9 protein-coding genes and 3 tRNA genes are annotated in these 11,347 nt (G+C 45.7%); 6 read left to right on the plus strand and 6 right to left on the minus strand.

The window, feature by feature from the left end:
* Positions 1–405: 405 nt before the first annotated feature.
* The gene (pssA, locus tag MMG82_RS20595) at positions 406–1,224 is read right to left on the minus strand and encodes a CDP-diacylglycerol--serine O-phosphatidyltransferase (protein WP_047537335.1); all 819 of its coding nucleotides are present in this window, start codon (positions 1,222–1,224) and stop codon (positions 406–408) included.
* Between the two features lie 90 nt (positions 1,225–1,314).
* On the opposite strand from pssA, the gene MMG82_RS20600 reads away from it, so the two are divergent.
* Positions 1,315–1,776 carry a DUF4124 domain-containing protein gene (locus MMG82_RS20600; RefSeq protein ID WP_052184070.1) on the plus strand — a complete coding sequence of 154 codons (462 nt, stop codon included), beginning with the start codon at positions 1,315–1,317 and terminating at the stop codon, positions 1,774–1,776.
* Positions 1,777–1,943: 167 nt separating this feature from the next.
* Here the strand turns inward: MMG82_RS20600 and clpB are convergent, their stop codons facing one another.
* From clpB to rluD, 3 genes are all read right to left on the minus strand, one after another.
* The gene (clpB, locus tag MMG82_RS20605; protein ID WP_037421313.1) at positions 1,944–4,517 is read right to left on the minus strand and encodes an ATP-dependent chaperone ClpB; all 2,574 of its coding nucleotides are present in this window, start codon (positions 4,515–4,517) and stop codon (positions 1,944–1,946) included.
* Between the two features lie 117 nt (positions 4,518–4,634).
* Positions 4,635–5,408, minus strand: a complete 774-nt coding sequence (gene pgeF / locus MMG82_RS20610) for a peptidoglycan editing factor PgeF (protein WP_241407356.1) — start codon at positions 5,406–5,408, stop codon at positions 4,635–4,637.
* Between the two features lie 3 nt (positions 5,409–5,411).
* Entirely contained in the window at positions 5,412–6,383 is a 972-nt protein-coding gene (rluD, locus tag MMG82_RS20615; protein WP_011073400.1) for a 23S rRNA pseudouridine(1911/1915/1917) synthase RluD, read from the minus strand.
* Positions 6,384–6,505: 122 nt separating this feature from the next.
* Between rluD and MMG82_RS20620 the strand changes: the two genes are divergently transcribed.
* The 5 genes from MMG82_RS20620 (at position 6,506) to MMG82_RS20640 (ending at position 9,620) form a co-directional block, all read left to right on the plus strand.
* Entirely contained in the window at positions 6,506–7,267 is a 762-nt protein-coding gene (locus MMG82_RS20620) for an outer membrane protein assembly factor BamD (protein WP_037421317.1), read from the plus strand.
* Between the two features lie 218 nt (positions 7,268–7,485).
* Positions 7,486–7,561 (plus strand) — tRNA-Phe (locus MMG82_RS20625).
* 56 nt (positions 7,562–7,617) lie between these two features.
* Positions 7,618–7,704 (plus strand) — tRNA-Leu (locus tag MMG82_RS20630).
* A 42-nt stretch (positions 7,705–7,746) separates the two neighbouring features.
* A tRNA-Leu gene (locus MMG82_RS20635) sits at positions 7,747–7,833 on the plus strand.
* A 161-nt stretch (positions 7,834–7,994) separates the two neighbouring features.
* Complete coding sequence (locus tag MMG82_RS20640; RefSeq protein WP_241407357.1) at positions 7,995–9,620, plus strand: methyl-accepting chemotaxis protein; 1,626 nt, start codon at positions 7,995–7,997, stop codon at positions 9,618–9,620.
* Between the two features lie 279 nt (positions 9,621–9,899).
* Here MMG82_RS20640 and MMG82_RS20645 read toward each other — a convergent pair whose 3' ends face one another.
* Positions 9,900–10,622 (minus strand): 16S rRNA pseudouridine(516) synthase, encoded by a 723-nt coding sequence (locus MMG82_RS20645; protein ID WP_047537344.1) that lies wholly within the window; start codon positions 10,620–10,622, stop codon positions 9,900–9,902.
* Between the two features lie 14 nt (positions 10,623–10,636).
* Positions 10,637–11,257 carry a metalloregulator ArsR/SmtB family transcription factor gene (locus MMG82_RS20650; RefSeq protein WP_047537346.1) on the minus strand — a complete coding sequence of 207 codons (621 nt, stop codon included), beginning with the start codon at positions 11,255–11,257 and terminating at the stop codon, positions 10,637–10,639.
* Positions 11,258–11,347: the final 90 nt, after the last annotated feature.

Raw genomic sequence — 11,347 nt, forward strand, 5'->3', positions numbered from 1 at the left:
TTGAGGCTTTCGAATCAACTGCACAATTTGCATTCGATTCGCACTGTAACCGCATTCGCTTTCGCTGTCTGCCGTGTCAGTGGATGCGCATTATAGGCAGCGAAACTTTTTGTGCAAGCGCTTTTTTAACAAAACCTGCCGAATGGACAAATAACCAACAAATCTTCAAGTATTGGGTGGATATGCTGCTATTTTTCTCACTTCGGCTGGTAAGTTTGGCATATGTAGAAAGGATGTGCAGGAAATTCTATAGATCGAATAGCCTTAAGAAAGGGCGCTTTAAAACTTTTACATATATAGATGAGTATGTCCGGTGCAGAGAAACGGTTCAAGAATAGGGAATGGCGACTCTTGAACCGTAGAACTAACATGGCATAAAAGATTGAGAATGTAGGAACTGTCGGACTAAGGATTATCCGTAGAACTTTTTGAACCCTTGGTGCCCTCTGCTGTTTCTTGTTCCTTTTCATGCTCTCCATCACCCACAATATGGGCTACTTTTAGCTTTCTCACGGTACGAATAGTGATCACAGGCCCCGAGATGGCGTAGAGATAAAAACCAATGCAGAGAATTAAAGCAGGCTGAACCGAAACCACAACAAATACGCCCACAACGAATAGAATGGCGATAAAGTTCACTTTGCCGCGCCAGTCAATCTCCTTGAAAGAGTGATAACGGAAATTACTCACCATTAATAAGCCCGTGATTGCAGTGATCAATCCGGCAATCCAACTGATATTTTTGCCATCAAGATTATATTGATTCCCAAGCCAAATGCTGCCAGCAATAACCGCAGCGGCAGCAGGACTTGCTAAACCTTGGAAGTATCGTTTATCCGCAACACCGACTTGAGTATTAAATCGAGCAAGCCTTAATGCAGCACCTGCGCAATAGATAAACGCCGCCAACCAACCGACTTTGCCTAAATCCGCTAAGGCCCAATTATAGGCGAGTAATGCTGGAGCCATGCCAAAGGACACCATGTCCGCCATACTGTCGTATTCGGCACCAAAGTCACTTTGAGTATTCGTCAACCTTGCCACTCGTCCGTCAAGACCGTCACAGATCATAGCTACAAAAATCGCGATCGCAGCGGCTTCAAAGTTGGCATTCATTGAGGCAATCACAGCATAGAAACCGGAAAACAAGCCTGCGGTCGTGAATAAATTAGGCAGTAAATAGATACCTTTATTCTTTACTGTTTGATTAGAAGAATTTTGCATACACTTATAAAGCTATGAACTGGAATGAAAGTAGGCTTCAAGATAGCATATTTTACTATCATGTCGATGGTGCCCTTAGGGATGATGTTTATGTTAACGAAAACAAATTTGAACGCGGTATTTTTAGGTTTTGTATGTCTAGTGCTATTTACACCTTCCGTGTTTGCGGGTGTCATTTACACTTGGGTTGATGAAAATGGTGTCACCCATTACAGCCAACAACCACCGACTCAGGAACAACAAGCGCAGCAGCTGAATAGCAATGATCTTGAACCGAGTAAAATTGGCTATATAGCTCCCATTAAAAAGGAAGCGCCTCCTGAAATGTCTGAGTCCGAAAAATCGGCGGCTTTAATTAAAGAGAAAGATGCCAAGCAAGCAGAAGCAATTTGTGAAAACGCTAAACATAATTTAGATGTGTTAACGACCCATACAAAACTCACCCGCCAAGAAGACGGTAATAAAGAACCTGTCGCGATGACAGAAGAAGAGCGCCAAGCAGCCATTACAGAGAATCAACAGCGGATCAAACTATTTTGCAATAAAAAATAACGCCCAGAGTTTGTAATAGGCGCCACTAAAAATCTTGATGGCAATGCCACACTATTACTAACCGCTATTTTATCTGTAACCGATATAGGCAAAAAAAAACCGAAGTCCAAGACTTCGGTTTTTTGTTTAAGTTAAGCAGCATTATGCACGGCAAAGATTGTCGTAAATTATTGCTCGAATACCAGCTCACGACCAGCGCAACTGACCTTGATAGGTTTGCCGGGCAGTAACTCGCCACGCAGTAATTTTTGCGCTAATGGATTTTCCATCTCTTGCTGCAAGGCTCGTTTCAGAGGTCTTGCACCATAGACTGGATCGAAACCAATTTCGGCAATCAATGATAATGCCTCGTCGGTGATCTCCAGCGTATAGTCTTTCTCTGCCAAACGCTTACGCAATGAAGCAATTTGGATAGAAGCAATATGCTTGATATTTTCTGCATCCAAGGGATGGAATACCACAGACTCATCGATCCGGTTTAAAAACTCGGGTCTAAAGCTATGGGTCACCACATTCATCACCGCGCTCTTCATTTCGCTATAACTTAAGTGACCGAATCCTTCTTGGATAATGTCAGAGCCTAAGTTTGAGGTCATGATGATCACCGTATTTCTAAAGTCGACGGTACGGCCTTGACCATCGGTTAAGCGGCCATCATCCAGCACCTGCAGCAAGATGTTGAACACGTCTGGGTGCGCCTTCTCCACCTCATCGAGCAGAATCACTGAATAAGGCTTACGGCGAACCGCTTCAGTTAAATAACCGCCCTCTTCATAGCCAACATATCCAGGAGGAGCACCAACCAAACGTGAAACAGCATGTTTTTCCATAAACTCTGACATGTCGATGCGCACTAAGGCCGATTCTGTATCGAATAGGAACTTAGCTAACGACTTACACAACTCGGTTTTACCCACACCAGTTGGTCCTAAGAACAGGAACGAACCAATCGGACGGTTAGGATCGGCAAGCCCTGCGCGGCTACGACGAATCGCATTAGCGACCGCATCCACAGCTTCGTTTTGGCCAATCACGCGCTCATGCAGTGCCACTTCCATTTGTAACAGTTTTTCACGCTCGCCTTCAAGCATCTTAGAAACCGGAATACCCGTCGCCTTTGATAACACTTCGGCGATTTCTAAGTCAGTAACTTTATTGCGCAGCAGTGTCATATCCTGCATTTCAGCTTGCGATGCCAAGTCCAATTGCTTTTCAAGCTCTGGAATACGGCCATATTGCAGCTCGGACATACGCGTTAAATCACCGGCGCGGCGCGCGACTTCTAAATCCATCCGCGCTTGCTCAAGGTCGGCTTTAATATGCTGAGTACCTGCCAACGCCGCTTTTTCGGTGCGCCAGATTTCATTAAGCTCCGACGCCTTAGCCTCAACTTCATGCAACTCGACACGTAAATGTTCGAGTCGACGACGGCTCGCCTCATCGTTTTCTTTGGCCAATGCCTGCTCTTCCAGTTTCAACTGGATAGCACGACGCTCCAATCTGTCGAGGGATTCAGGCTTGGAATCCATCTGCATACGGATGCTCGATGCCGCCTCGTCAATTAAGTCGATGGCTTTATCGGGTAATTTACGGTCCGACACATAACGGTGTGACATGGTCGCCGCCGCTACGATCGCCGGATCGGTAATTTCCACATGGTGATGCAGCTCATAACGCTCTTTCAAGCCACGCAAAATCGCGATGGTGTCTTCAACACTTGGCTCATCCACTAATACTTTTTGGAAACGACGCTCAAGGGCAGCATCTTTTTCAATATATTGGCGATACTCGTCAAGAGTCGTCGCCCCAACGCAGTGGAGATCACCACGGGCCAAAGCAGGCTTTAACATGTTACCCGCGTCCATAGCGCCATCGCCTTTACCCGCGCCCACCATTGTGTGCAACTCGTCGATAAAGAGGATCACTTGGCCCTCTTCCTGCGCCAGCTCGTTAAGCACGGCTTTTAAACGCTCTTCAAACTCACCACGATATTTAGCGCCAGCAATCAATGCGCCCATATCTAAGGATAAAACACGTTTATTTTTAATCCCTTCAGGGACTTCACCGTTCACAATGCGCTGAGCAAGACCTTCAACAATCGCGGTTTTACCCACGCCAGGCTCACCAATCAGCACTGGGTTGTTTTTGCTACGACGTTGCAGTACTTGAATGGTGCGGCGGATTTCATCGTCACGGCCAATGACAGGATCGAGTTTGCCCTGCTCGGCACGTTCAGTAAGATCAACGGTAAACTTTTTCAGCGCTTGGCGTTGGTCTTCCGCATTAGGATCATCCACATTCTGACCACCACGCATTTGCTCAATGGTTTGTTCCATTAGCTCTTTGGTCGCGCCGGATTTTTTGAGGCATTGTGCTAGCGCATCGCTGCCCTCAAGCGCGGCAAGAACGAACAACTCACTGGAGATATATTTGTCTTTGCGCTTTTGCGCCAACTTGTCGCACAGGTTTAATAAACGAATTAACCCTTGGGATAATTGTACATCGCCGCCAGTGCCTTCGACCTGCGGTAGACGTTCAAGCTCTTGGCTCAAGAGCGAGCGCAGCGCACTCACCCGAATACCTGCTTGGGTTAATAAGGGATGGATAGAACCAGAATCCTGGTTGAGCAGCGCCATCATCAAATGTAGCGGTTCGATAAACTGATGATCACGCCCAAGTGCTAACGACTGGGCATCTGAGATGGCAAGCTGAAATTTATTAGTCATACGATCGAGTCGCATACAGCCTCCTAAAACTCACAAATAAGGTACAGCATTTTGTTAGTTAAAAGATGGGGGCTATTTGACCAATTTCAAGCTAGATGGCTAGAAATAAATACAAATTATAGGGGAATAAACTTAAGACTTAAGCCAGATCAAGGAAGCCATACGACCAGTGATTTTATCGCGGCGATAGGAGAAATAATCCTGGTTCAATACAGTGCAAATATCAGCGCTGTAGATCTGTGTAATACCCAGTTGCTTTAAGCGTAATTTGGCTAATCCGATAATATCGGCGATGTATTTATCGCCTCGCGCAATAAAACAACTTTCCGCATTAGGATCTTTTGCCATAAAGGCGGCACGCACTTCGGCGCCAACTTCAAAAGCTCTAGGGCCAATCGCGGGTCCTAAATAGGCAATCAGCTCACTCGGTTTAGAGGCAAACTTAGCCACACTTGCCTCAATCACCCCATCACACAGTCCGCGCCAACCAGCATGGGCAGCAGCAACTTCAGTCCCTAGTTGATTACACAAAAGCACCGGCAAGCAATCAGCGGTCATCACTACGCAAACCCGTGCAGCGAGGTCAGTATAGCTGGCATCAGCGACCAAAGGTGGCGTATTTTGCAATGCCACACACTCTGATTGAGCGTCTTGAGTAAGATTAATTGGGACGATATCGGCCAAATCAATCACTCGAGTACCATGGACTTGCTCCAACCACACAGGCTCAGTCGCAAGCTGTAACTGCTGTGCTAGTAAGCCACGATTAACCAATACTTGCTGCGGTATGTCACCCACGTGCAACCCTAAATTCAGGCTATCGTAGGGGGCAAGACTCACGCCGCCATGGCGATCTGTCATTGCAATTGCCACATTGTCAGGTACTGGCCAATCGTGGTTCAACATCAGTTAGTACTCAATCGGGTGTTCTAAAGTGTCTTGACGCAGTGCTTTAGTCAAAATCACCATATCTTCTGGGATCGGCGCAGTCCAGCTCATGATTTCACAGGTCACAGGATGCGCTAATTCCAATCGCACCGCGTGCAGTGCTTGGCGTTTAAAGTTCTTCAAAATCTCGAAAAACTCAGGACTTGCTGCTTTCGGTGGTTTTGGACGGCCACCATATACAGGATCACCCACCAACACATGGCCGATATACGCCATATGCACACGAATTTGGTGAGTACGTCCAGACTCTAAACGTAATCTTAAACGGGTATGATTACGGAATTTTTCCGCCACACGATAATGGGTCACCGCGGGTTTACCCGAATGATGCACCGCCATATGGGTACGTTTTGTCGGATGACGGCCAATCGGCTCATCGACAGTGCCACCCGCCGTCATAGTACCGAGGACAATCGCCTCGTACTCACGGGTGATTTCTCGGGCTTGCAATGCGGCCACTAAATGGGTTTGGGCTTCAACCGTTTTGGCCACCACCATCAAACCTGTGGTGTCTTTATCCAAACGGTGCACAATACCCGCACGTGGCACGTGCTCAATATTAGGGCAATGGTGCAGCAATGCGTTCATCAAAGTACCGTCGGCATTACCTGCACCAGGATGCACCACTAAGCCAGCTTGTTTATTGATGACTAAAATATCATCATCTTCATAGACAATATCCAGCTCAATTGCTTGCGCAGCCGCATGCACTTCTTCTTCGAGCGTGGCGTTAATTTCGATTTGCTGCAGCTCAAAAACTTTTTCGCGCGGCTTGTTTACCATTACGCCATCAACATAGACTGCATCAGATAGGATCCATTCCTTGATGCGCGTGCGCGAGTAATCAGGGAACAACTCAGCCAGTGCTTGATCCAATCTCAAACCAGTTTGTGTTGCCGAAATCTCGCTTTTTAGATTAATCTCTTGTGTCATAGGAACCGTATCCCCATTTTGGGGTCAAAAAATGTGTGCTATCTGTTACAATCGAATGCTTTCTATTTTATCGTGAAATGGAAAAATTCTTAACTACAACTTATAAAGAATTGAATTCAAGTATGTATAAATTCTCCAAAGGCTTAACCTTAGTCCTATTTTCACTAGCGTTATCAGCCTGTAGTAGCAGTCCTGAAGATAACGATATTGCCGCCAAAACCTCACCTGACGAGCTTTATTCTCAGGCAAGAACCTCCATGGAGCTTGGCAATTACTCTAAAGCTGTCCGTTCATTGGAGGCGCTAGACTCTCGCTTCCCGTTTGGACCACATAAAACTCAGGTTCAATTGGATCTGATTTATGCTTATTACAAAATGGACGATGTTGCCTCTGGCATTGCTAACATTGACAGATTCATCCGTCTCAACCCAACGCACCCCAATATCGACTATGTCTACTATATGCGAGGACTCGTCAATATGCAGGCGGATAGCTATCTTTTCCACGATATGTTGAATATCGATAGAACCGATCGTGATCCGAAAAATGCCCAAGATGCCTTTAAGGATTTTGACCGTCTAATCAAAACCTACCCCAACAGCAAATATGCCGCTGATGCACAAAAACGCATGTTATCGCTAAAAAACCGTTTAGCAAGATACTCCATTCAAGTTGCTGAATACTATATCAAAATGAACGCTTGGAGTGCTGCGGCTGTTCGTGCACAATCAGTGTTAGAAACATATCCCGGCACTCCGTCAACTGAGCGAGCACTGGAGATTATGGCAGAAGCTTATGGTGAGTTAGGTCAGAACCAACTGAAGCAAAACGTGCTAATGGTAATGCAAGCTAACTTCCCAAACAATGAAATATTATCTAACTAAATAGAAATGCCCCTTTTAAAGGGGCATTTTTTCGTCTTCTACGGACATTTTTAACGTTTATCCCCTTTAAGTGGCACTGAGTATTTTCTCTTGTCATTCCCGCTAGGACTCAATAAATACTCGATTCGAGTAAAACTTACCCAACCGCATCACTTTTTACATTATTTAGTAAAAATCAGTTGACTCAAAAGCCGAAAAGCCTTTAAATTGCGCCCGTCGCCCGAATAGCTCAGTCGGTAGAGCAGAGGATTGAAAATCCTCGTGTCCCTGGTTCGATTCCGGGTTCGGGCACCATCTTTAAGTTGGTTGCCTTAGCGACCAGTGTTAAAGGATTGCAATTAAAGTACAGTGCAGGTGTGGTGGAATTGGTAGACACGCCAGCTTCAGGTGCTGGTGCCCTTACGGGCGTGGAGGTTCAAGTCCTCTCACCTGTACCAAATTGCGATTCAACTTAATTCGACAACCTGTCGAATACCAATGCAGATGTGGTGGAATTGGTAGACACGCCAGCTTCAGGTGCTGGTGCCCTTGCGGGCGTGGAGGTTCAAGTCCTCTCATCTGTACCAACATAAAGACCTCGCTAAGCGAGGTTTTTTTGTTTCTGCAATTTTATTTCCTTAAATCACCAACCTCATTTGGCATATTTGCTATAACTATTCATACAGACTCATCATGGACTGCTCGAGCTCTGCCTAAAAGCCTCCCTGAATATACTGAGGAAATCCATATGAATGGTCTTCAAATAAAACAAAAAATGTTTATTGGCATTCTCGTGCCGCTCCTAATGCTAGTAACCATTGGTTTTATCGCCATTTATATGATGGGAAAAATCGAATATGGCGTCGAGCGTATCTATAACGACAGAGTGGTTCCTTTAGACGATCTTAAGGTTATCGCTGATAAATATGCCGTTGATGTAATTGACGCGATCAATAAAGCGAATGCTGGCGGATTTAGCGCTTCGCAAGCGGCTAATGCGCTTGAAAATGCCAGCAAAACGATCAATCAGTACTGGCCCAAATACCTTGCAACTGAACTTACCCAAGAAGAATCTCGACTTGCACAACAAGCTGAACAGTTATTTTCACCAGCTAATCAACAAGTTGAGCTACTCATTTCATATCTTAGGGGGGGGAATGGCGATGTAGCTTACCAACTGAATGACAAAATATTACCGCTTTACCAAGCAATCGATCCGATAAGTGGCAAAATATCAGAACTTATCGCACTACAAATCAACATTGCAGGTCAGGAAAGAGCTGCCGCTAACGAGATTTATCACTCATCGATTGCCATCTTTGCCACTCTTGCAGGGCTTGCAATGCTGATCAGTATTTTGATTGGACTTTGGGTTAATCGCAGTGTGATGAATCCCATCAATGATATTGTGCGCAATTTAAAAACGATCCGCCAAGACTCCGATCTCACAGTTAAATTCCGTACTTTTAATGATGATGAACTCGGACTTATTTCGACTAGCCTCACTCAAGTTATTGAACATTTGAGAGGGATTTTGCACTCCATCGCTGAAGCAGCAAATACGGTTAATAGCTCCGCGACCGAGCTAAGTAGTTTTACCCAAGAAACCAATAAACGCATGCAACAGCAACAAGCTGAAACTGAACAAACTGCAACAGCAATGAATGAAATGACGGCGACTGTGGCAGAGGTCGCGCAGAGTACTTCAGCCGCTGCGGATTCGGCAAAGGATGCGGATACTTATGCGGCGAATGGTAACCGTATCGTTATTGACTCAATTAGCAGCATGTCTCAACTTTCAGAACAAATTCAAAAAACGGCGCAAGTCATTGGCTTTTTATCCAATGAAAGCCAAAGTATTGGTCGAGTTTTAGATGTGATAAAGAGTATTGCCGAACAAACCAACCTATTGGCATTAAACGCTGCTATCGAAGCTGCTCGCGCAGGCGAGCAGGGTCGAGGTTTTGCCGTTGTCGCCGATGAAGTCAGAACGCTAGCTCAACGAACTCAAAAGTCCACCCAAGAAATTGAAGCGATGATCGCAACGCTACAAAAAGGGGTTAAAGAAGCAGTTAATGCAATGGAAGTTGGTATCAAGCAAGTCGATGATGCCAATAATAAAGCCAATGAAGCAGGTCAGGCCTTAAAAGAAATTGTAGCGTCAGTAGATAACATTGCTGAGCTCAATGCCCATATTGCGACTGCGGCTGAAGAGCAAAGTAGTGTGGCCGAAAGTATTAACCGTAGCATTATTGCGATCAGTGATATTACCGATGACTCGACTCGCTCAGCACATGAGCTCAGCGAGTCTGTTATAAACCTAACCAAACTGGCTAGCAGCATGCGTAATCAAGTCAGTGCATTCAGGCTCTAACACATATTCACTGGCACAGCCGTGCTGTGCCAGACTAATGTTATCCTTACGTGTTTGTTACAGCGTCCTTCAAACAATCGTATGCCGAGGTGTATTGACGTTTCAGGATTATTTTTGCAACCCTTTGGTTCACGATCTATGCAAGATAAAGTCCGCGCAGTATCGCTATTTTACTTAACCTAATGAGCGAGCCAGAACGAAATTTAATCTCAAAACGTCAACATGCTCTTAGAGGTTATGTTTTTAAGTGCATATCAGCGCTTTATGCACCGTCTCGAGTTACTTCATTTTTGAATGATAGATAGAGGCGACTTCTTGTGCAGTCAACATCCGGCTATCACCAGGGCTTAAGTGTTTATCTAGGATAATCTCACCAATGGAAAGGCGGTGTAATCCCACCACTGGATTACGGAAACGACCAAACATCCGCTTGATTTGATGGTACTTCCCTTCCCTTAAAGTAACCTCTGCAATATGAGTGTCGAGGATAGTCAACTTTGCAGGCTGTGTGGTGATATCTTCAAAGCCAAAATACATGCCCTGCGCGAATGCCGCGACATAGTCCTCACTCAAGGGATTGGCTAAAGTCACTCGATACACTTTATCCACTTTTTGCTCGGGTGACATTAACGCCTCGGACCAACGACTATCATTGGTCAGTAACAATAAACCCGATGAGTTTAAATCTAACCGCCCAGCAATATGCAGCTCATGGCGAGCTTCGCAATCGAGTAAATCAATCACAGTGCGGTGCTCCTTGTCTTTGGTCGCACTCACTACCCCAACGGGCTTGTGCAACATCAAGTACACGGGCTGGTTGGCCTGTAAGACTTGCCCATCAAACACAATGTGGGAAAATTCATCCACCAGCAGATCGAGCGCTTTCGCAGGCGTGCCATCCACATATACTCGCTCCGCCAGCAAGAGTTCTCGCACGGCTTTACGGTGAATTTGTAACTTAACAGCTAGGTATCTATCGAGACGACCGCGTTTTGATTGCATCACACCATCCTGCTCTAAGATAAAGGCGCAATGCGATAGGCACAGCGACGAGCGCCGTCGATGATATGCTCTTCACGGCTTACAGTAGCAATATCGGCAAATAACTGCTGGAATTGTTGTAGTTCGGAGCGACAAAAATTTTGGCATTTCGTCGCTGCGCTGCAAATTGGACAATGATTCTCAAGTAACCAGAACACCCCATCCGCTTGTTCCTGCGTCGCCATATAGCCTTCGAGGGTACGTAACTCCACCAATTTAGTTAAACGGCTGGTAATATCCGTCATACCTTGCAACGCGCTGCGATACTGCTGCATGGCCGTTTGCTCCCTATGCTCAATCAGTTTATCCAACCCCTGATCACCAAATATCATTTTTACGGAATCAATCAATTGCAAACTAAGCTCACTGTGGCGATCGGCAAAGTGGGTTCTACTCTGCTCCGTTAATCCCCAATACCGGGTTGGGCGTCCGCGGCCTTCAACTCTGTCTTCAATATCGACATCACCCGCCTCTTCTAAGGCTTGCAAATGCTGGCGAACGCCCATAGTGGTCAACGCAAGCTCTTCCGCTAGGGTCTTAGCCGTTAACGGGCCATGCAATTTGAGTAATTGAATAATCTTATCAGTAGTTTTCATATGCGCTCTCCGCTCTTCGCCTCGGATTATCCCTCAATCGCCCACCTTTTAACAGAATAAATAAAGTTTTTTATTTATTTTATCCTTTAC

The sequence above is a fragment of the Shewanella sp. MM_2022_3 genome (genome assembly GCF_022557375.1).
Lineage (GTDB): Bacteria > Pseudomonadota > Gammaproteobacteria > Enterobacterales > Shewanellaceae > Shewanella > Shewanella xiamenensis.

What these genes read in the sequence shown, in the direction of transcription:
- pssA (WP_047537335.1), bottom strand. Translation starts at nt 1,224, where the DNA reads ATGCAAAATTCTTCTAATCAAACAGTAAAGAATAAAGGTATCTATTTA.
- MMG82_RS20600 (WP_052184070.1), top strand. Translation starts at nt 1,315, where the DNA reads ATGTTAACGAAAACAAATTTGAACGCGGTATTTTTAGGTTTTGTATGT.
- clpB (WP_037421313.1), bottom strand. Translation starts at nt 4,517, where the DNA reads ATGCGACTCGATCGTATGACTAATAAATTTCAGCTTGCCATCTCAGAT.
- pgeF (WP_241407356.1), bottom strand. Translation starts at nt 5,408, where the DNA reads ATGTTGAACCACGATTGGCCAGTACCTGACAATGTGGCAATTGCAATG.
- rluD (WP_011073400.1), bottom strand. Translation starts at nt 6,383, where the DNA reads ATGACACAAGAGATTAATCTAAAAAGCGAGATTTCGGCAACACAAACT.
- MMG82_RS20620 (WP_037421317.1), top strand. Translation starts at nt 6,506, where the DNA reads ATGTATAAATTCTCCAAAGGCTTAACCTTAGTCCTATTTTCACTAGCG.
- MMG82_RS20640 (WP_241407357.1), top strand. Translation starts at nt 7,995, where the DNA reads ATGAATGGTCTTCAAATAAAACAAAAAATGTTTATTGGCATTCTCGTG.
- MMG82_RS20645 (WP_047537344.1), bottom strand. Translation starts at nt 10,622, where the DNA reads ATGCAATCAAAACGCGGTCGTCTCGATAGATACCTAGCTGTTAAGTTA.
- MMG82_RS20650 (WP_047537346.1), bottom strand. Translation starts at nt 11,257, where the DNA reads ATGAAAACTACTGATAAGATTATTCAATTACTCAAATTGCATGGCCCG.